Below are 22,309 nucleotides of genomic sequence, written 5' to 3'. Positions count from 1 at the left end.
TTTACAACTCTGTTAAAAGAATAATCCTCTTCCAATACACCTTCCTGAAACTTCTATAAAGCATGTTGAGCTAACAACCCTATATTCTAACATTTCAATTTCTATTAAAGGAGGTGACCCTGAGAGCGCTGTACATATGGATGTCCCGTGAATCACTACTGGGGGAAGTGTTGATTGCTCTTTCACCACTCCTGACCAAACGCTTTGCTGCATAATGCAACAAATGTATGTGTTTACTTTACTGTGCAAGAGGTTTCAACCATTCTAAGGAGTATAGGAGTGTGTCCCATGAAAAAGCTATTTTCCCCAAAATCTTTTCGTATTTTTATCGCCTGTTTACTGATTCTGGCCTTTGCTGTACCTGCGACAGCCTCTGCAGGCTATCTCGGAGATAAACTCTTGGTCGGTCAGAGCATGCAAAAGGAAGACTATCTCCTGTCCCAAGATGGCCGATTTAAAGCTGTTTGGCAGAACGACGGAAATTTTGTAATCTATAAAAATGGTTCTTCGATTTGGAGCAGTAATACACACGTCAACGTCGTTGCACAATCTTTCCAATTTAATCAACAGTATGGTAGACCTATAATGTACGGATACGGTTGGGCATATAAAGACGTGTACCAATATGCTTATCGCTATGTGTATAACCCTGTCACATTCAGATATGAATATGTCGGGAGCTGGGGATGGGATAAAGTTTGGGGGCTTGATACATCCAAAATAGTAGCTGTCTGGTCTATGAATACGGAAGCATGGATTCCAGGTCACCACGGAAGCGGGCTGCCAGTAAATACAACAGGTGATACTCTCATCATGCAAAGTGATGGTAACCTGGTTCTCTACAATACTACTCTGACCAACCAATACTACCCGAATAGCTGGATTCCTGTCTGGGCTTCCAATACGAGCGGGTATTAAGAGGGATATGCACTAGCGGACTCTAGGTGAAGAATAGTCACTATGGGTATATGAAAAAAGCCGAAGCAGGGTTCATCCCCGCTTCGGCTTTTATTCGCTGTGCAAGCCCGTTCGGGTTAAGATCAACCTTCTTGTAAAAACCGGCACGTTATAATACTCCCCAAATCCCATCTCGTCAAGAAATAATGTGCGTAGGAGTGATATAACGAGAGAGCCCCCCCTTTGCTTTCTATACAGTAATGAATTTCCGGATATGCAGGGCAATATCACATTTATCAATTCATCCGGTATCACGTAAAATATTGTTCAGATTGATGAAGAATTAAGAAAGGAGCTCTACATGAATAGCGTGGATAAAATCCAATTTTTGCTCTTTTATGGTGAGGTGCCTGAGGCAACTTGCTACGGGTATATGGAGATAAATCAGGATGGCAATATGATTGCTCTCTACAACAGTTATGGCGAGGAGATCGACCTGTTTGGCGGGCATGAAATGGTCAAGGTACGGACGCTTGGAAAATTCGATGATGAAGACCGCGATAATTTTTATTCCCTGTTAGAAAGTGATGGCGTAGGATAAACTGCAAAATATTTGATTTTCACTACTATCATTTTAATTGTTACGGTCGGAAAGCTTCGAATACGGCCCACGTCATTACGGGGACTTCTAGTTTTGCAAACCTATCTGGAAACTCCTCGCAATGATGAGCTGTTTTTTATGTGTTTATTTACGGATCAATGTCCCTCATTTTAATCGTTGAATTGCTTCCTCGGTTACCGGTTCAAAAAAGTTCACCAGGTTGCCCTCCGGATCGCGGAACAGCATCGAACGGTTCCCCCACGGCATCGTCGTCGGCTGCTGTATCCAATGATCAACATAGCTTTCTAAGCGTAGATACTCAGCTTCGATATCGGCAACATGGAACTCCAAAATGACTGGATGATTCATGGCCCCGGCTGCATTTGAAAGAGTCCACTCCAAATAATATTGTGGTCTGGGTGTGACCAATCGCAAGCGTGCATGATGGTAAAACAAATTGTGCAAATACAGGAGCAGAGCGCTCCGCTAAAATCCCAAGAACATGCTCATAGAACGCCACAAGACCATCTACATCGTCAGTAATCATACGTACAGAAGCAAAATTCACAACAGATCATCCTTCCTAATCTTCTTCATTATTTCTCCCTAAGTCTTGTTACTTACCTGTCTCCTTTGCTGTACTGATCTGATTATAAAAAAACGCCACTGACAACGTTATGTCAGTAGCGTTTATAGGCTTTGTTCTGGACTTACATATCACGAAGCAACGAGGTATCCAATTCCCCTCTCCCCAAATAACCACTACAGAGGACAGGACGGCCAAGGATTTCATAAAGTTTTTTATTATTCGTTGCATGATCCTCAGACCACATTTCGAACGAGTCGAACTCCTCCTTTGAAATCTGATGGTACTCCGGGGAGTCTGTTAAGCCGGTTAAAATCTCATATGCATAGATGCTATTGCCAAACGTCCCTACAGATTGGGCGCTGCCTGTTTTTATACGGACATATTCGGTGTACCTCAAAGTGATCACTCTTCCTTTCATGACTTGCGATTTTCATCTACTGCGCTTAAGAAATTCGTTATTTCACTTAAGAAAACTGACAGAATCCGGCCACAGGATGTTGTACTTCTCTACCCATTTTGGCGAAAATATATAGCGAACCAAAACCAAATAGATATTGGCATGATAAAGAACAGACTCTGATCTAGTTGTCAAAATATTCGCTTGTTTCTCTATCGTCACTTTACAACTCCCTCTCCAGAATCTGATATGCATAGCCCTCATCTCCATTATAAAGAAGACTTGTCTCTAATCCACCTACGTATAACCTCATTCCTGAAACTTCATTAAAAGTTAGGGGACAAAAAAATCGCGTCCTCTAAAGAGAGCACGCGAGATGGAACCCATTCATTTCGTGTTTTTCATCGAACTTAACGCTTTTTAGCAACTACCGCTAGCCGCCCATTTTCAGTGGAATATTCACATGTGGACAGTACAACAAGTTTATCACCATATTGAGCTGTTGCACCTGTGTCATAAAGAGCGAATTTTTTGATATTCTGAACATATGAATCGAACTCGGTGGACGTCTGTACATCCCCAATTTGATAGTATTTAAACACGTCATCTGATTTACGATAAACTTTGGACAGAATCACAGCCACTATCTCGTATTCTTCCTTTTCGTAAAGCGTGCTGAACTCGAATGTAGCGTGCTCTTTATAAAAGCTTTCACTCTTGTATTTCATTAGATCTTTAAACATCCAGCCACTTTTCATATGATGTCCGTGAATCAGCAAAATATCTGAACCCTTGATCTGGCTATGCCTGTCCAAAAAAGGAAGGCCACCTTGGGTTTCCTTTTTATCGAAATCATGATTAAGATAATACTCCGCATCCCGCGGATTTTGCATGACCGGGTACTCAATTCGAGTGCCGTTAATCTTCAGCCATCCCACAATGTCCGAGTTCCGCTCGTAAAGGGCTCGAAATTCAGGAAGCATTACTTGCTTATTCTTCTTTTTGAACAAAAAAGAGGGGATTGCATCCCCTCCGTTTTTATTCGACCCTTCCTCCCACATGCTCGCCAACTCATCTATTTTCTGTTGCTCAACATAATCTCGCAGCAGCGTTCTCGAAAAACCAATCAGAGAAAACACCAACACAAGGGAGGAAATGGCGATAAGAATTTTTTTGGTTTTGCTCATGTTCTTACCGCCTTTCCGGTCATTAAATGTGCTTTTGCTTCTTGTTACCGAGCAGACAGAAAGCGATCGTGATCAAGGACATCAGTGCCATAATCATATAGAACATTGGCGATACACTGTTGTCTCCTGTTTTTGGAGCATCGTCCAACTCGTTGCTAACGTTATCCGTAACATGGTCACCTTTGCTCGCTCCAGTGTTACCGTTGTTGATTTCGTTGTTGCTACTGTTGGTTCCTGGGGTACCCGTATTGGTTCCATTATTTCCATTGTTCGTTCCAGGAGTACCGTTATTGGTTCCACTGTTGCCGTTGTTCGTTCCTGGAGTACCGTTATCGGTTCCATTGTTTCCATTGTTCGTTCCTGGAGTACCGTTGTTGGTTCCTGGAATACCATTATCGGTCTCACCGTTCCCATTGTTCGTTCCTGGAGTACCATTATTGATTCCTGGGATACCAGGGTCGGTTCCACTGTTGCCAGTGTTCGTTCCTGGGGTACCCGTGTTGGTTCCACCGTTGCCATTGTTGCCTCCGCTGTTGCCGCCGGAACCACCACCTGAACGGATCGGCTTCATTGGCACATCGTATTTGACAATGTCAAAATCTACTGAAATTGTACCGCTTGTGTGCGTTTCGTATCCGTCCTTCGTTACGACCAGATAGTAATCTGCTTCAGGGAATACCATGTACGCATAGAATCCATTGACATCGCTATCCTGCTCTGGACTCTTGTTGTTGTGCGGCGGGAAATTCGGAACCGCTGGAAGTGTTACTTTTGTACCCGGAATGCGGCCTTTATCTCTATTCCGCTGTGTATCCGCATAATACAGTGTAACTTTGGCTCCTTCAATCTTCTTGCCCGTGGTCGCATTCCCTGTAGTTTCATCATAGACCGTACCATAAGGGTCAACTAATTCTTCAGAGATATTCAACTCTCCGTTAGCTTTCACGTCAAGTTGCGTCACTTTGAGGAGCAACTCCTCACCAGTCTGCACTTGATAACGAACTTCCATTGTATACTTCTGCTCGCTTAACCCTTCCACAGAAAATGTTCCGTTCGATGCCATTGGAAAAGCCTTAGGACTACCATTCTCCATAATATAATTACCGTCTCTGTCCTTCAGGTAGATATACATATGGCTGGTATACAAGCTGTTAAATAACTCTGTGGTTCCGTCCATTTGTTTGAGCAGAATGATACCTACGGCCGTAATATCCGCTGGAACGGTCTCATCCGTCACACTGCTGTTCACATTTGCTTTTTGCGTAAACTCGACAGGTACATCCTTCCCGCCTACCCGATACAACTTTGTATACGTGATTGTATAGTCCGTATCCGCTACGGCTGGGATCGAATATTCACCCTTATCGTTTGTTTCAATCTGAAGCTTTTCACCTGTTTTCAGATCGGTCACCGTAATGGGTGCATTTGGAATGACTTCTCCTGTGTTGTTGTCACGCAGCACACCTTCCAGATACGGGCGGGTATTAGCAAATTTAGCTTCAGCCACTTTTTTCTCTGGAATGGTACCTGTGTGAACGAAATTTTCAGGATCTGTTACATAACCATCATTCGTATAATCGTTCTGGGTTACCGTATACTTGAGAGATGCTGGCAATCCTTGCACTACGAGCGTCTGACTATCTGTAAGCTCGAAGCTCTCTCCGTTCTTGATTGTACCCTTGCTTCCATCTGACTTCTCATAGACGTAAGATTCATCTGATCCCTCGCCCGTGAAGGTAACTGTATACTTAAACAGCTTCTTCTTGTCGTCATCTTTGCCTTTAACGGTGTTGCTGATGAATAGGCCACCCTTCAAGACTCGTACGTTCGTGAAAGGGGCATCTTCATCGATACCTTTCATGACTCCGGTATAGTACCGTTCCTCAGGATTAGTCATGTATTCATCCGTTGTGTAATCTTTTTGGGTAACGGTGTATCTCAGATGTTTAGGCAGACCCGAAACATCCATTGTCTCCCCATCCTTGAGGCGGAAGGTATCGCCGGACTTCATCTTACCTGTACTGCCATCCGACTTCAGGTAAGAGTAACTTTCATCTTTGCCTGTATCCTCAAAGTGGATGGTGTACTCAAACTCCTTCGTCTTATCGCCACCGTTGCCCATAACCGTATTACTGATGGTCAGCTTGTTGACGATTCGCTCGTTGATGAAGTCCGCTTTATGATCACCTTTGTTCACAATGGAGCCAGAAAACTCTTTCGTATCAGGTGTAGTTGTATAGCCATCAACGGTCGTATAATCGTCCTCGGTCACGGTATAGACCAGATTCGCAGGCAACGCAGGAAGTAATACAGATTCCCCATGCTTGAGGACGATCTTGTCTCCATTTTTGAACGTTCCAGACGTATTATCCGATTTCTTATAGATATAGTCTCCGTCCTTACCTTCACCAGTGAAGGTTACGGTGTATACAAATCCTTTGTTCGGATTACTGCCGTTGCCTTCTACCTTATTGGTAATGGTCAGCTTGCCTTGGGCAGGTGTAGGCACAACCAACGGAGTATCAGAGGTTACTTTCACTCCGTCTACCCAGAGTGGTTTCCCTGGTGTATTTCCTACATATACTTGATAAATCCTTGTCGTTGGCAACCAGGTATTTGTGTCAATATACGTTTCCTTCAGCTCATAGTAGCCTGGGTCAGGGAATAGCAGATTAAGTTTCCCTAAACTATCGGTTTTCCCTTTGGTAACTGTAGTTCCAGTGTCTTTTTTATAGAGTGTAAATTCTACGTCTTTAAGCGGATTTCCATTCGGATCTACTTTTCTCAGAGGTAATAAAGCATTCGAGCTTGAACTACCTGCTACATCCGAACTGTCCAGTGTACTTTCACTTCTGGCACTGACAGCACTCAGACTGTCATCACCCTTCAGTTTTACCTCGTTGCCCATTTTGTCTCCGGCTTTCGCTTTCGAAGGATCAACTTCAGTTTGGTATACAAACTGGTAAAACTTATTCGGGTTGTTCATTTTGAATTTGAGAACGGTAGTGCCTTCTGTACCTGGTGCAACCTCTACTTGAACTTCAGCATTAGGGTCGCTCAGATCAAGGGCTTCACCTCGTTCCAGAGTACCACTAGCTGTTAGCTTAGCAGGATAGATTGCCATACTAGGTGATGTCAGCACAAGCTTTCCGTTAACTTCATAACGTAGGTTCATGCCTGCACCCAGGGTATCCTCCAGATAAACGCCCTGCTTCATGTTAAATGGCGGAGTATAGTTTACTGTCCATTCCAACACACCTGGAACAGGTTTAGTCACCGACTTACCCAAAGTCTGGATAGGCACGATAATCTTACGCTGTTCAGAGAGAATCTTTTCTACTCCACCCCAAGACATATGGAGGTCAGCTTTGTTATATAACACTTGCTTGTCCGTGCCGTTGGTCGTGTATTCGTTCAAATATTCCTCTAAAGCTTCGTTAGAAGGTCTTGCCTTCACCAAGATAACATAAGGACTTTCCAATTTAGAGAAAGTGAACGTTCCTACGTTGCCATTATGGGTGAAGGAGCTTACGACATGAGCATCAGTGCCTGGTTCAATAATAGTTTTGGCATCGTTTCTCGTACCGTATTCTGTACCTGCACCGTTGTCGGAAAATCCTTTCCAAAGCTCATAATCTTTACCTTCCGAAAAAGGAACAAACTCCCAGCCTTCAGGCAATGTGTCCACTAACTTCATATTACTAATGACTCGATTACCGCCATCTTTAGCCATTTCTTCTGTGTTATATCCAGGCATGTTTACTCCTAGACGGAAGGTGACTGTCTTGGTTGTCCGATCATAAGCAGAAATCGTCCATGCATCATTACTATCGTTTCTAATGTAACTGTTAACGTTATTTGGGCTAACATTTTCAAGCATGCCATCTACTTTCAATGGCCTCGAAGCAAAGAGCATATCCTTGTTCAGCATACGCAGATGTAGATTGGCGCTGTTTTGCGCTTGTTTTACGGTTTCACCGTCCATGAGCAAAGCCCGATTTGAGCTTATTTTCCCTACATTGATGTCCTGCCTAAACAGGATATCCGGGTTGGTCTCCAGGGCACGGAAGCTGAAAGATGCAGCCTTGTCCGTGTATCCGGTCACCTTGATCAAATCCGCCACCACTTTACCGTCTACGGTTAAAGGGATGGATTTCATCGTCAGATCGGTTGCACTCGTCTTCAGCGTTCCCGTCTTATACTGCTTCCAAAGCTGCGCGGAAGTTACATTTGCTTTGATCTTCGCAATGGTTTCTGCACTCACTTCACCACTTACATCTACGGCATTGTCCAAGACGTCCAAATTACCGCCATGTACCAGGACATCATATACTGCTGCATTCGGCAGAGCATATTGTGGAGCAAGGTTAACCGTCCATGTGATGCCGCCTTGATTATAATCCTCTATTGAAACAGCGCTTGATTTTGTGAAATTATGCGCACCAATGTTGACGGTGGCCTCGTCCGTTACTGCTGCAGGTCTCGTACCCGCCTTCACATCGTTGTTCTGTATACCAGTAGGTGTATCCAAACTCCAGTTGGCACGAGGGTCGATTCTGAAACTGGAACCACTTATTACTTTACTTTTAATAAATAGATTCACTTTACCGTTAATATTTCCAAAAGAATATACGCCGTTTGCATCTGGTGTAATGGGTGTTAATCCAGATTCGGAGCCATCCTCTTGCCATTCAGCCGATAAAAAGTTCAGCCCGGCAGGTAAAACGTTGGTAATCGTAAAGTCCTTCAACCCTCTTTTGTTATATTGGTTAACTATGACTTTCCAGATAATGGTCTCACTCGCATGATCGTATGAGGCACTGGATTGAATCCAGTCGGGAGCAAAAGTTATCTCCAGTCCAGCCTGTACCAGCATGCTATTGTCTTGCCTCAGTTCCACTTTACCATTCATATCCTGGTGGCTACGCCCCAGATTGCCTGGTGGGTTCCGATACTCGTAATAATACGATTCCTTGGGGATCCAGGTTTTATATTCCACTTTGGGTTCCGGACCTGTTCCCGATGGGAAAATGTAAGTCAGCGATCCGTCTGCTCCAATGACTGGGGTTACGTTTTGATCGTTAACTTTGAAGGAACCCTCCACATAAATACCGCGTGAATTACCAGAGCCCGTATTATAGGTTGAGGGATTCGTATAAAATGTCTTCCCGTCTAATGGTAATTTGATCGTTTTATCAAACTTGTCAGACGCGGATACGGTTGACTGCCAAGTTACCGCACCTTCTACGAACTGAGCCAGTTGAAGTACGCGATAACTATACTGATCCCATTTGACCATTCCAGGTGAGATTAGAGTGATACTATACTCCGCCGTAACATCCGGATTCTCCAGTTGATATGTGCTACCAAAGATGTCGACAGGCTTTTTCTCGCCATACTCCAATCCCTTTACATCCGCCTCGGCGGTAGTTTCAAAACTGAAGGTAATACCTCGTCCAACACCATTGAAAAAGTTATCATCACCGTCGAAGACAACTCGAATGCTGTTTGGAGTAAAATAGGTCGTACCCAACTGTTTGGTGCCTGAGTCAGTCTGTGCATAGAGGGGTCTGGTCGCTGTCGGAAGTACTACTTCCTTAAAGTGATCTTCTCTTTTCAGCTCAATCCAGTCACCCTTTTGAATGTATTTCTCAGAATCTGCATTCGTTGGATTGGAATCGTCCCCATTGACGGGTACCTTGAGCCCTTCTGATTTAAGCGTAAAAGGCTGTCGCCCCTTAATAATACCGTTCGGATTAACAACAACATCTCCCTGCTTCACTTCCAACGGAAAGGATGAATTAGATCCCATAAATACCGCTGTTTTGTCTGTTGGGACCGCTGCCATCATCATTATGGCATTGTCCGGTACATCATGCTCTTCCTCAGATACTGAGGATGATTCGTCCACAATTGGCGAGTCGGGCTCGTTAACCGTTTCCTCGGATGGTTCGTCCACAATCGGCGAATTGGGCTCGCTAACCGCTCCCACTTCAGTATCATTAGGCACACTCTCCGCATATGCAGCAGTGGAGAACAGCACCGTCTGCAGCACAAGCACAATTGCCAGAAATAAGGACAATATCGGTTTACCTACATTGCGTCTTTGTTTCAATACGAAAGTCCCCTCCACTTCTAAGATTTTTGGCAGAAACCCAAAACGTTCTCTCTGTCCCCTGCCCGTTTTTCTCCTTACAACAGGAAATTGATGAAATTCATCAATTTTATATGGCACACCTAGTCATTATAAATTTAGAGGTCTGACCAAATTCTGAACAATGGTATATATGCCGTTTAAACATGATTCGTACTGAATCGCCTCCATCGAATACGTGCTGTATTTTTAGCGTTAAAATATGGGTTGCGAATCATATATAACAAAAAAGCGCCCTGCCTACTGATGAACAATCAGTAGATAGGACGCAAATATGGAGTCTAATTTTTATTTCACATCATATTCATTCCCTGTACGATGTGGAAGTTTTGTGGTTTAGAATTTATTCGGGTATATACGGAAGATCCAGTGTTTTCGGAACGTTGATGACATGCTTTTCAGTATACGTACGGATGCCTTCTACGCCGTATTCACGGCCAATACCCGATTGCTTGAAGCCGCCGAATGGGAAACCAACATCCAGCCCCTGTACAGCAGCTGTATTGATCATTGTCGTTCCAGCTTCGAGCTGTCGTGCAACGGAGATCGCTTCCTCTTCTTTCCCCCACACAGAACTCGTCAACCCATATATACTTTCATTGTGTAGTTGAATAACCTGTTCTTCATCGTCAAATGGCAGAATGGGAACGGTAGGACCAAACTGTTCCTCCACCACAATCGGATCATGAACATCGCAATCCAAAACAAGCGTAGGTTGTAGATAGTACCCTTGTTCAAACAGCTTCTGATCAAGAATTTGACCAAGAGGGATGACCTTAGCCCCGCGCTTTTGCGCATCTTCTACCAAACCCTGTACATACTCTCTCTGCTTCAGGTTATTAACTGGACCCACTGTCGTATTGGAATCAAATGGATCACCAATTCGAATCCAGCGATTGGCTGCCTCTATATATTTTTCCACAAAAGCATCATAAATCGAACGGTGTACATATACACGTTTGGCGATCATACAGATTTGGCCTGTTGTCAGGAAATTAGAAATGACAATCCGACGCATTGCCCGCTCATCATGAACATCAAAGCTCTCCAAGAAGATAGCCGCATCATTACCACCAAGCTCCAGCGTCATATCCTTAATTGTTTCCGAAGCTGCTTTAATAATATGCTTCGCTGTTGCGGTTCCACCTGTAAAGGCAATTTTTGTAACAAGAGGATGACTCGTCAGTTCAACGCCCACGTCCGCATCACCATATACGACATTGATTACACCCGCAGGGAACCCACTCGCAATGATCTCGGCCACCTTCGCCGCCGCCAGTGGTGCATATGGACTTGGTTTGAGCACAATCGTGTTACCCGCAAGCAAGGCAGGAGCGATCTTAATTGTAGATAAAGCAATAGGGTAGTTCCATGGACTAATCGCTGCCACCACACCGATTGCATCATAGGAAAGAATCGTTTTACCGTGATCATGCTCTTGGATCTCTTCTTGTAGAGCTGCTTTCGCTTCATTACAAGCAAACTCCATCCACATTAATGAAACATAAATCTCACCATGTGCATCATACAGCGGCTTGCCATGCTCTCTGGACAGCAACTGCACAATGTCGTTCTCAGCTGCTCTAATCTTCTCGATCGCCTTACGCATCAACTCAATGCGTTCATCAATGGAGGTCTGTTTCCATGTTTTAAAAGCCCCTGCCGCCGCTTCAATCGCATCAACTGCTTGTTCTTTCGTAGTGACAGGGAAATAGCCTACGATTTCAGTTGGATTAGCCGGATTCTCTTTGGGTAACTGCGAAAGGGATTTTACATGTTGACCATTAATGAAGGCTTCAACTGTAACTGTCTCTTGGTCTGCTTGAATTGTCATTTGAAACCCCCTCCGTTAATGTGTATATGAATTCAACTTATGAAAACTCATTAATTCCATACTTCTTCTGCAATTTCCTTAACGTAACGAAGTTTGCGCCATTGTTGTTCTTCGGTTAAGATATTGCCTTCTTCTGTAGATGAGAAACCGCATTGTGGACTCAAACAAAGTTGATCCAGGGGAACATAGGTTGCCGCTTCTGCAATGCGGGCTTTAATCTGTTCTTTATTTTCTAACTCGCCGGTTTTCGATGTGATTAAACCCAGCACGATTTTTAAATCTTTTCGATTCACATACTTTAATGGCTCGAAACTACCTGAACGCTCATCATCGAATTCTAAAAATAATCCATCTACGTTTAAGCCTCCAAATATAACTTCAGAAGCATAATCATAACCACCCGTTGAGAAATAGTTAGATTTATAGTTCCCCCGACAAATATGCATCGTCACTACTAAATCTGCCGGTTTATGAGCCAAGGTTTCATTAATCATGCGCTGCATCGTTTTCAACTCTTCCGCCGGTTCCAGACCTTTAGCACGTAACTTGTCGTGACCAGCCTCTGAGAATAGGTCTGCCCAGGCCGTATCATCTAATTGCAGATAACGACATCCTGCATCGTAGAAGGCTTGAATAGCTTTTTGATATGCCGCAACCGTATCTTGAAGGAATTGCTCCCGATCCGTATAGCTATTTGCACCATTTTCCAATCGATAAATAAGCATATTCGGACTTGGAATGGTCTGTTTTGCCACTGCGTCACCTGCATGCTTTTTCAAAAATTCAAAATGCTCAACAAAGGGATGCGTAGAGAAATCGACTTTACCCACTACCCGAAGTCCACCCTTACGAGTCTGCATGTTATGGAATTGAGGTCCATCAATTTCCTCATACAGCTCTACGCCATCCAAGCCGCCCAGAAAATCAAAATGCCACCAGCTTCTACGGAATTCACCATCCGTAACGGCGAGTACGCCATTTTCCTTTTGCTTTTCAATGATTCGAATAATCTCTTTATCTTCTACAGCTCTTAATTCCTCATATGTAAAGTTGCCTGCTTTATATTGTTCGCGCGCCTGACTTAAATTCGCAGGACGTAGAAAGCTACCTACATGATCATTCCGAAATGGTATCATAGATGTTTCTCCTTCTCACTTTTTAGTTAACTGAGTATAGCATGATCGAAAAGATCACAGGTTATATGAAAAAAGCATGACTGGTCATAGCTTTTAACAATAGCTAGAAGACCTTAGAAAGCAAAAAATCCACAACCGCATAGGGTCATGGATATATATAGTGTAGCGAAGTACTAGGACCATCGTTATGACCATTTCATGTGCGCTGGAGAACAAACGTAATACTTATGAATCGGATATAATCAAGATATTAAGATTGGTCTATTTGCTGCGCGCCAGCTATGATGATTATAACTGCTTGATGATCCCTTCCAGTTCATCGACCAAGCCTTTTGCGCGTTCAAAATCAGTATTTTTCAAGGCCAATTCGATTTGCATTTCAACAGCCTTTTTATTTTGTTCATTTTGCAAATAGTCTTTATTGAAATGACTAGCATATATCATTTGTCTGAATTTGCGCATACTCATTTTTCTAATCGTCTTGCCCTCAATGATGAGTACATAATCCATACCATTTACGACGGAATAGAAATCATGGGAAATCATGAGGATCGCGCCTTGATATTCTTCAATGGCTTTCTCCAGTGCGATCTGCGTATAGATATCCAAATGGCTTGTCGGTTCGTCAAGAAGCAGCAGGTCGGCTTGAACGCCAGCCGCTTTGGCCAATTGAAGTATATTTTTTTCGCCGCCAGACAGCGATTCGATCTTTTGATCCAGAATTTCACCTTCAAAGCCGTAGTTCACAAGATAGGCTCTGATCTCATCATACGTTTCAAACCCGGCATCGATGAATTCATGGAGGATCGTATTCGAATCTTTGAGCGTTTCGCCTTGAAGCTGTGATAGATAAGCCACTTTGAGATCTTCATTGATTTCAATGGAATCCTGATTATTTTTGAAAATATCACGAAGTAACGTCGTTTTCCCGGTACCATTGGGGCCAATAATAGCCACTTTATCTGTCGATTTGATCTCGAAGTTCACATCTTCCAGAAGCAGATCGTCAAAGGAAACACTATAGTTATTGACCTTGACCGCTGTACTTTCTTCGACTTTATGATCCAGATCAAATCGAATATTCGGCTGTTTAATATCCACAAACGGTGCTTTGATTCTACGCGCTTCCAATCGTTCTTGAAATTTCACTCTCGCCTTTAACGCTCTTCCTCTGGAAGCTTCCGAATTAATCGTTGCGATCGCTCTGAGATTTTCGATGACACCATCGTATCTCTCGATCTCTTCCGCCTCTGCAACCGCGATCTCTTGCAGCTCAATCTTCGTCTGTAACAAGGAGAAATTATACTCGATATATCGTCCGTCGAACTCCTGGAGTTCCGTGTTTTCGAGGTGGATAATTTTGTTGAAACAATGATTCAACAGATAGCGATTATGCGTAACGACCAATAACATGCCTTTATGGGAATTGATCAACTTTTTAAGCGCATTGAGGTTTTCAAAGTCTAAAAATACATCCGGTTCGTCCATAATCATCAGATCAGGTCTACGGAGCATTTCCTTCATCACTTGAATAAGCTTGAATTCCCCGCCGCTTAAGGAGGATATGCTAATGTCTTTTAGCTTCAAGAGGTTGGCCAGATTTAGCTGTTTATGAATGGTACTTTCGAAATCATCGCCGCCCATTGCACTCAGTGCGTCCAGAGCGGATTGAACCTTTTCCAGCAGCGAATCCATATCCGATGTGGTTTCCATTTCCGCATATATCGCTGTAATTTCATCCTGGATCTTGATAAATTCTTCCCCGATATATTCAAAAACAGTCATATCTGTCGTTGGATCTACCTGTGAGAACTGACTCATATACCCGATTGTGCAATCCGGATCGATCTCCAGCTTCCCCTCGAACAAATGTCTTTCCGGGTCCATCAGGATCTCAATCAGCGTACTTTTACCACTGCCACTTGTGCCGATAAAGGCACAGTGTTGGCCTTCTTCAAGCGTGAATGAAATATTATTGTAGAGTTCTTTTTGCGGGAAAGAAAAAGATAGATTTTGGGCTTTGATCATGGTGTTACCTTTCTTGGTATCTAAATTGTGTGATTATTGTGTGGGATTGTTGCAAAACGTAAATTTGAATAAGCCTGAGGTTTCGATTCTCAGCGTAACACTGATTGGGGGCGAGTACAATTGATTTGTATATCTTGGCCCGAACCAAAGTTTGGCTATGTCGATCAGGTGTTTGACCAAAGAAACAACATCTTGAAGAGGAACCTGTGTGCCGCCATATGAAGAGTAGGCTTTCTCCGTCCTATACATCCCTGTATGCAGCATGTTTAGGGCCATCCTTGTTGGATGACCCTCTCTTTATACGTGATTATGGACGACTGAATAGCTTCATAATTTTGACGTAAATCGGATTAACCATAAGACCTGTCGGGCTTACGGAGTATCTTTTACCCGTGTCCAAGCGGCGAATTTGTTCCATATCCTCTGCGTTCAACTCAAAGTCGAATAGATCACTGTTCTCTTGTATTCTTCGAGGATTTGACGATTTCGGGATCGCAATAATTCCCCGTTCCAGATGCCAGCGCAAAATGACTTGTGCCACCGACTTCCGATGTTTACTAGCGATTGCAAGCAGTTCCGGATGCTCCAGCAATTCTTTGCTCCCCTGTCCCAGCGGGCCCCAGGCCTCATGCAGAATCTGATTTTTCACCATATAATCATGCAGTTCGCGTTGTTGGAATTCCGGGTGTGTTTCGATCTGATTCACCATGGGCGAAATCCGGGCATGTTTCTTGAGGTGTTCCAAATGCTCAACCTCAAAATTAGCTACACCTATGACTTTGATCCGTCCCTCGTCGTACAACTCTTCCATCACTTTCCAAGCATCCACATAGTGAGCACCGGCAAAATGAATCAAGTACATATCGAGATACGTTACGTTCAGCCTCTGGCAAGTTTGCTCAAATGATTTTCTCGTCGCATGGTATCCGAGATCCGTCGTCCATGCTTTCGAGGTGATGAAGAACTCCTCTCGAGGAATGTCACTTTTTTGAATGACTCGGCCTAGCGCTGCTTCGTTACCGTAAATTTTCGCAGTATCGAAATGGCGATACCCGATGCGAATAGCTTCCTCGACCGTTTTCTCGAAAGATTCCCCTTTCTTGATCTTGTATAGGCCGAATCCGAGTTGAGGAATGTCGACTCCGTTTGGTGCCTGGATTGTACGTTTCATCAAAGATCATCCCTTTCATTGGTTCGGGATCGCGGTTCCGTGTCTTGCTCCTCACAATGTTCAAAAAGTTTATCAATTTCGTTCACCAAATTTTTCAACGACATCAGCTTACTTCCGGCGTCCAGACGATAAAAGTTACGGGTTCCTTCTTTGTGAACGCTGATAATCTACGCGTCTTTCAATATTTTGAGATGATGCGAGACAGCAGGCCGGGAGAGGTGCGTTTGCACTCTGATCTCACCCACAAGCATGCCGGGTTTCTGCCGACCTTGAATCAGGGCCAGCAAGATCGCCTGCCGAGTCTCGTCTCCGATTGCATTCAGCACCTTCTGGTTCTTCTTAAATTCGCTCGCGATCGTGTTCAAAAATTGCTGTTCGACGGAAATCTCCCCTTTTCGTTGAACCGTTTAATTCTTTTGACGAATATAAGATACCACGATCTGAGACACCGTAGCACTTTGGGAAAGAAAACGAAGAACAACATTTTTCCAATTACACGAGTAGTTTTCCCGAAAACTTGCTGTTACTTGCGGTGGTACGGGTCACCATGTTGTATAGAGGGACTCGCTTTATATGTTAGCCATAGTGAACTTCCATCTACTAAATAGATACCCGTGTAAATCAACTGGGAAATATTTTGAAAATTAAATGTGATAAACTTAAACGAGCATTGCCTATCTATCCTAAAGGATGCTACATAACCGAATGAAGGAAGTTTATATGACAAACATAGCTTAGAAAGGGGCTACCATGAATCGTTCTCTGAAGCAAAGGACGAAGTCCACACTAGTACCTGTGATTCCCGGTGGAATCATGACAATTCTTATATTTTATTTGGATTACTTCCAATTCCAACTTGTTGAAAAATTTATACTGTTTGCGGCATTTGTGATTGTACCTCTTGTCATTTTGCTTTTGAGATATGATGCAAAGAATACACAACAACGAATGATGTACGCTCTTATGAAATGGCTTCAATATCCTGCCGCGTTTCTTACCTTATTTTCCGTTATGAGTAATAAGATGTGGGGATTCGAAGGCACGGCAATACCAGGGACTCTTTCCCTTGGGTGGTTACTGTTCACACTACTGCTTGGCATCTATGGCTTGAGCACGATTGTTATTTCTAAAGGAAAAGCAGCGGAAATAGCGATTGGTGCGGGACTCGTTTATTTTTTTATCGGGGGCATGTGGTTTACGTTATATCAATATCAAGTCGATCTCTTCAATGCTAATGTGGCAACGCACGCTTTAAGCTCGGTTCACTTTCATTTCTCATCTGCAATCGTTCCGATTTTTATTGGTGCACTGGGACGGATTATGGCAAAAAAAAGCTGGTATCCTTGGGTGGTTGCCATCGATATTATCGGACCGCTATTGATTGCTTTTGGAATGATTTTCTCCAAGCCGATCGAGTACATTGGTGTCGCTTTGTTCGCTTGTAATATTGTCGTTTATACCGCTTATCTCCTTGCTTACTTGAGAAAAAACGTTTTGCATATTAAGGCATCCATCTTCCTAAGCCTTTCTTGTCTAGCCTTTTACACGGTTGTAGTCATTTCCATCTTCTATCCGTTACTGAAAAAAATGTATTCCTTAACCATACTCGACTTTATTCCCATTTATGGAGCTCTGCATGCGTTTGGTTTTGTCTTATGTGGACTCATTGGTTGGGTGTACATGGTTAACAATATGGCTAACCAATCGGCTTCATAGGAGTAGTTTAGTCAGGTTCGTGCTATAATAGTGATCAAATAACTAACATTCATCATTCTGCCGAGATGGCGATGATTAAGGAGATTGAATTTTGACGAACAACCATGATATTGGAGCAGTTAACGAACTACCTGAAAACTTTGAAGAGCTCAAACGTGCGGCTAATCGGACGTCAAGCTGGAGAGACAGACTGAATGCGGTGAACGAATTGGGGAACTGGGATACAGAACCTACCATTAAGTTACTGCAGAATGTTTTGAAAAATGATCAAGTGTTTCAAGTGCGCGAAGCCGCATATCTCAAGCTCAAACAGTTGGATGAAGATGTACAGATGCCTGCCAAAAACAAAGGTGAGCTGTTTAAAGGTACTAACAAAATTTTGCTGCGGATCAAAAAAAGCCTTCCTGAAGGTCACACATTTGAGGAATTCAAGGAAAAACTGCAAAAGACACGTCTGGATCTTTATGATACTTACGAGGGCGACAAAGATGCTGAGTTCGACTCCTGGCTCCATGGAATTTGGGAAACACTAGGTAGAAGATAACCGTCGTTCAATGTATGAATAGTTGAGTACAAAATAATAGCTCAGTACAAAGGGGCTGTCCCAAAAGTCATGTTATGATTTTTCAGCCCCCACTTTAGACAGGAGTTCAAGCAAGAGAGAAGCCTTCAAACCCACTTTAGCGGTGGTTTTGAAGGCTTTTCCGTTCAACGTTTGGGACTGGCTTATCCGTCGGTACCCTTTTGGGACAGCTCCTTCTCTATTTAATTAGGGTCACCTCCATCAGATAAGCGTCACCGAGCACTTGTTCATAGAACTTCCATCTTCCTATCTCTCCCATTACATTTATTTTTTAGTATAATAACGGGATACAACAATAATTTTAAAATAGAAGGAGAGTTGTTATGGAATATCATGTATCCATACATGGGAGTGATCAAGGAAAAGGAACCGCAGATCAACCCCTTCGTACCATATCACGCGCTGCGGCTCATGCCATGGCTGGTGATACAGTTATTGTTCATGCGGGAGTATACAGAGAATGGGTTAACCCGGCTAACGGAGGAACAGCGGAGCATCGAATCGTCTATCGATCCGCAGGAGACGGCGAGGTAGTTATTACAGGCGCTGAGCGGGTTACCGACTGGAAGTCTGAAAGAGACGATGTTTGGAGCACCGAAGTGCTCAATTCCCTCTTTTCCGTTCGTAATCCCTATGAGGTAGAGCTCAGTGGAGACTGGTTGTTTGACGGGCCCTTCCCAATTCATCTCGGCGATGTCTATTTGGATGGCAAATCATTGTATGAATGCGATAGTATTGAAAGCGTTCACAACCCTGAAATTTGGTCCGAAGCCAAGTATCCCAAGGATTCATTGTTAAAATGGTATGCCGAGGTCGGTTCTACAACAACAAAAATCTGGGCCAACTTTGGTGGAAAAGACCCTCGTAAGGAAAATGTAGAGATTAATGTACGTCCTTATTGCTTCTGGCCTGAGAAGCCAGGATTGAACTACATAACCGTAAGTGGCTTCACCCTTCGTCAAGCCTCTCCTCAATGGGCGCCGCCTACGGACTACCAGGAAGGTTTGATCGGACCTCACTGGAGTAAGGGCTGGATTATTGAAAACAATATAATCAGTGAATCCAAATGCGTTGGTATCAGCCTGGGTACCGAAATCGGTACAGGTCACAGCACGTCGTTGGAGAAGCATAGTAAAGGTGGGACTCAACGGGAGCAGGAGGTTATTTTACGCGCATTACGCTCCGGCTGGCATAAGGATAACGTCGGCAGTCACATCGTTCGAGGTAATGTGATTCATGATTGTGAACAGGCCGGTATTGTGGGCCATATGGGAGCAGCCTTCAGCCGTATTTACCAGAACCGTATTTATAATATTCACCACAAACGACTCAGACATGGTGCTGAAGTAGCGGGAATTAAACTGCATGCTTCCCTGGATACTATAATTAGCGAAAATATAATGTATAGCTGTTACCGCGCGCTTTGGCTTGACTGGCAGGCACAGGGCACTCGCATCAGCCGTAATGTATTTTTTGACAATATCTCTGAAGACCTCTTCGTTGAGGTGTGCCATGGTCCATATATGGTCGATCATAATCTTTTCCTCTCGCCCATGAATTTCAGAAATATGGCGCAGGGCGGCGCATTTGCCCATAATTTATTTGCAGGCCAATTTGTCGTTCGTTCCGAGATTACTCGTATTACGCCATATCACTTCCCTCACGAGACGGCCATGGCAGGATACTCCAATATTACTGGAGGCGATGATCGGTACTACAACAATATCTTTTTGGGTGATAATGACGCGAATAAAGAACCTGTTCCAATCACCTTTTTTGAGCATCTTCCCCTGAAACCAAGAGATGCAGTTGGAGAGGACGGCAATACGGTCATGGATGGTGTGCCGGACAATTCCATTTGTTATCTTCATGCTGTGGGACTTGGCGGCTACGATCAACATCCGGATGTCAAAGATAAAAAGTGGTGGGAATACACCAAAGAGGAGCTTATGGAGCTTGGCGATGCCGCGAAGGATTTCTTTATAGGAAACGCCGTTCTTCCGGTAGCTATGGGTGGCAATTTATTTCTTAACCATGCGGTTCCAAGTACTCATGAATCCGATACGAAGATCTATACACAGAAGGGCATAAACGTTGAGATGAATCCTGCACTAGGCAAAGTGCACATTCAGATCCATGATCCCGAATTGCTTCGCGGAACCTCTCCCATGCTGGTCACCACCGACCTGCTTGGCAAGACGTATCACGCCGATATGAAGTATGAGGAACCCGACAGCACTCCGTATCGTTTTGACTTCGACTTTTTCGGAATAAAGAGACCCGATGCAGATGTCACACCTGGCCCGTTTGAATTAACCGAGAATAGTAGTGTTGAGTTTGAGATTTAGTTTGTTATTGAGGGTCCAGTCACTTTAGGTGATTGGATCTTTTTTTGTGTGTAAGCTTACGCTCCAGCTAATCTAAATGTACAAGGAGGGCATATCTTGAACAGTCAGGATGTTATTTTAGGCATACTTATGAAAGAAGCGTTGACTGGATACCAAATAAAACAGTTGTTAGAAAATGTATTCTCTAATTTCTATAGTTCTAGTTATGGAACGATCTATCCTACACTTACCCGAATGGAAAAGGAGGGGTTGATCACTAAGGAAAATGTGCTACAGGACGGTAAGCCTAACAAAAACCTTTTAAATATAACACCCAAAGGCAGAGAGTGTTTTAACACCTATTTACTAGCGCCGCTAGAAGGAGACAGCATCAGAAAATCTGATTTTATGATGAGGCTTTATTTTGGTGAATTCGTTGGGTATGACAAGGTGGTTGGTTGGTTGGTTGAAGCAAGCCCAGGATGTATCACAAAAAAAGTTAGATCAATTACTTGAGCAGTATTCTCTCTATAAAGATGACATGCATCCAGCACAGATCATCTGCATCCAAATCGGGATAGAGGAATATAAGGCTAAACTTACAACCATTGCCGAGGGATTGGTAAGCCTGGAGAAGTTAGTGCAAGAGTAGAACTTATAGGAGGAATGGTTATGAACACCATTTTTATCACGGGTGCTTCATCAGGCATTGGGAGAGCTACAGTAAAACATTTTGCTGAAAGAGGATGGAACGTAGTAGCAAACGATGCGTTCACCACTCCTCCAAAGCGACAGAGGATTCCAGTACACATCTCATGAGTATAATCGACTCCAAATGAAATACGGATTTGTGAAGAGCATGTCTCGTGTGAGCAGATGCTTGGACAACCAACCTATTGAACGGTTTTGGGGTACTTACAAATCGGAAAGCTATTATCTTACAAAGTTTCAGACCTATGAAGACGTCCTTAAAGACGTTAGCGAATATATTCGCTATTACAACAACTATCGCTATACAAAATGGTTGGGTGGTTTGTCACCTAACGAATACCGACGAACTGCATAACAAAAAACCTCAGCTCTATACAAACGAGCTGAGGAATCGAATCTAACTATTTTTGTTTTTTTACACTGTCCACTTGACAGAACAGCCTACTCCGATGGAGTAGGCTGTTCTGCCAATATGATCTATCAAGGTTAATGTAAGTACGGAGACCACTTCATTACGGTCACTAGATCTCCAATACCGGTGTGGTAGTCTCCTATATAGCTCACATAGATGTTGTTATTGCTGTCTATAGTGAGGCGTACGTTACAACTATTAGCGTCGGAGATACCAGCATACTCTACGACGCTCCAGCTACTGCCATCGTATTTCATCGCATTCCCCCTGTTGCCTTATGCAGCATCTACATACGCAACATAAGGAGTACACTAGCTGTCGAATACGATACTTGACTATGTTGTCGCTAACGTGTTCTGCCCGTCTCCCACTTGCAGTCACGGTAGCGCCGTCCACTTCGCATACAATGTAATGTCACTTCCAAACACCCGTACCCTGCTGATATCGAAGAATATTGTCAGCTCAACGTCCGAGTACCAACCCATGAACCTTTATCCGTCCTTCGTCGGTTCGGCAGGAACCGTGACAGTGTCGCTCCAGCGTCTGTTCAACCACTGTCGATCCGC

Annotated in this window: 15 protein-coding genes and 2 pseudogenes; 8 read left to right on the top strand and 9 right to left on the bottom strand. The window is 43.6% G+C overall.

The window, feature by feature from the left end; genetic code table 11:
- Window positions 1–288: 288 nt before the first annotated feature.
- Window positions 289–918, top strand: a complete 630-nt coding sequence (locus ACR8BL_RS17020; protein WP_434748701.1) for a hypothetical protein — start codon at window positions 289–291, stop codon at window positions 916–918.
- Window positions 919–1,258: 340 nt separating this feature from the next.
- Window positions 1,259–1,498: a hypothetical protein gene (locus ACR8BL_RS17015; RefSeq protein ID WP_434748700.1), complete on the top strand. Its 240-nt coding sequence runs from the start codon at window positions 1,259–1,261 to the stop codon at window positions 1,496–1,498.
- A 165-nt stretch (window positions 1,499–1,663) separates the two neighbouring features.
- On the opposite strand, the pseudogene ACR8BL_RS17010 reads toward ACR8BL_RS17015, so the two are convergent.
- The 9 genes and pseudogenes from ACR8BL_RS17010 to ACR8BL_RS16970 all read right to left on the bottom strand — a co-directional run bounded on the left by ACR8BL_RS17010 (window position 1,664) and on the right by ACR8BL_RS16970 (window position 16,380).
- A pseudogene (locus ACR8BL_RS17010) lies at window positions 1,664–2,066 on the bottom strand (VOC family protein).
- 142 nt (window positions 2,067–2,208) lie between these two features.
- The gene (locus ACR8BL_RS17005; protein ID WP_434748699.1) at window positions 2,209–2,505 is read right to left on the bottom strand and encodes a hypothetical protein; all 297 of its coding nucleotides are present in this window, start codon (window positions 2,503–2,505) and stop codon (window positions 2,209–2,211) included.
- Window positions 2,506–2,894: 389 nt separating this feature from the next.
- Window positions 2,895–3,671, bottom strand: coding sequence for a class B sortase (locus ACR8BL_RS17000; protein WP_434748698.1), 777 nt, complete (start codon window positions 3,669–3,671; stop codon window positions 2,895–2,897).
- A gap of 22 nt (window positions 3,672–3,693) precedes the next feature.
- Complete coding sequence (locus ACR8BL_RS16995; protein WP_434748697.1) at window positions 3,694–9,786, bottom strand: DUF7601 domain-containing protein; 6,093 nt, start codon at window positions 9,784–9,786, stop codon at window positions 3,694–3,696.
- 382 nt (window positions 9,787–10,168) lie between these two features.
- Window positions 10,169–11,659, bottom strand: a complete 1,491-nt coding sequence (locus tag ACR8BL_RS16990; RefSeq protein ID WP_434758258.1) for an aldehyde dehydrogenase family protein — start codon at window positions 11,657–11,659, stop codon at window positions 10,169–10,171.
- A gap of 50 nt (window positions 11,660–11,709) precedes the next feature.
- The gene (locus ACR8BL_RS16985; RefSeq protein ID WP_434748695.1) at window positions 11,710–12,795 is read right to left on the bottom strand and encodes a 5-methyltetrahydropteroyltriglutamate--homocysteine S-methyltransferase; all 1,086 of its coding nucleotides are present in this window, start codon (window positions 12,793–12,795) and stop codon (window positions 11,710–11,712) included.
- A 288-nt stretch (window positions 12,796–13,083) separates the two neighbouring features.
- Window positions 13,084–14,823, bottom strand: coding sequence for an ABC-F family ATP-binding cassette domain-containing protein (locus ACR8BL_RS16980; protein WP_434748694.1), 1,740 nt, complete (start codon window positions 14,821–14,823; stop codon window positions 13,084–13,086).
- A 307-nt stretch (window positions 14,824–15,130) separates the two neighbouring features.
- On the bottom strand, window positions 15,131–15,994 hold the full coding sequence (locus ACR8BL_RS16975; protein WP_434748693.1) for an aldo/keto reductase: 864 nt from the start codon (window positions 15,992–15,994) through the stop codon (window positions 15,131–15,133).
- Window positions 15,994–16,380: pseudogene (locus ACR8BL_RS16970) on the bottom strand (ArsR/SmtB family transcription factor). Before ACR8BL_RS16970 ends, ACR8BL_RS16975 begins: the two are co-directional and overlap by 1 nt.
- Before the next feature lie 364 nt (window positions 16,381–16,744).
- On the opposite strand from ACR8BL_RS16970, the gene ACR8BL_RS16965 reads away from it, so the two are divergent.
- From ACR8BL_RS16965 to ACR8BL_RS16940, 6 genes are all read left to right on the top strand, one after another.
- Window positions 16,745–17,710: a YndJ family transporter gene (locus ACR8BL_RS16965; protein WP_434748692.1), complete on the top strand. Its 966-nt coding sequence runs from the start codon at window positions 16,745–16,747 to the stop codon at window positions 17,708–17,710.
- 91 nt (window positions 17,711–17,801) lie between these two features.
- A complete protein-coding gene (locus tag ACR8BL_RS16960) occupies window positions 17,802–18,254 on the top strand; it encodes a HEAT repeat domain-containing protein (RefSeq protein WP_434748691.1) in 453 nt (150 codons plus the stop codon).
- 362 nt (window positions 18,255–18,616) lie between these two features.
- Window positions 18,617–20,641 carry a right-handed parallel beta-helix repeat-containing protein gene (locus ACR8BL_RS16955; protein WP_434748690.1) on the top strand — a complete coding sequence of 675 codons (2,025 nt, stop codon included), beginning with the start codon at window positions 18,617–18,619 and terminating at the stop codon, window positions 20,639–20,641.
- A 96-nt stretch (window positions 20,642–20,737) separates the two neighbouring features.
- A complete protein-coding gene (locus tag ACR8BL_RS16950) occupies window positions 20,738–21,136 on the top strand; it encodes a PadR family transcriptional regulator (protein WP_434748689.1) in 399 nt (132 codons plus the stop codon).
- A 150-nt stretch (window positions 21,137–21,286) separates the two neighbouring features.
- On the top strand, window positions 21,287–21,439 hold the full coding sequence (locus ACR8BL_RS16945) for an SDR family NAD(P)-dependent oxidoreductase (RefSeq protein ID WP_434748688.1): 153 nt from the start codon (window positions 21,287–21,289) through the stop codon (window positions 21,437–21,439).
- Window positions 21,387–21,686, top strand: a complete 300-nt coding sequence (locus ACR8BL_RS16940) for an IS3 family transposase (RefSeq protein WP_434748687.1) — start codon at window positions 21,387–21,389, stop codon at window positions 21,684–21,686. The genes ACR8BL_RS16945 and ACR8BL_RS16940 overlap by 53 nt, the downstream gene beginning before the upstream one ends.
- Window positions 21,687–22,309: the final 623 nt, after the last annotated feature.

Source organism: Paenibacillus amylolyticus (genome assembly GCF_051136285.1).
Classification (GTDB): Bacteria; Bacillota; Bacilli; order Paenibacillales; family Paenibacillaceae; genus Paenibacillus; species Paenibacillus amylolyticus_F.
Note: the sequence above shows the minus strand (reverse complement) of the source record. Positions and strands in the feature narration are given on the sequence as shown.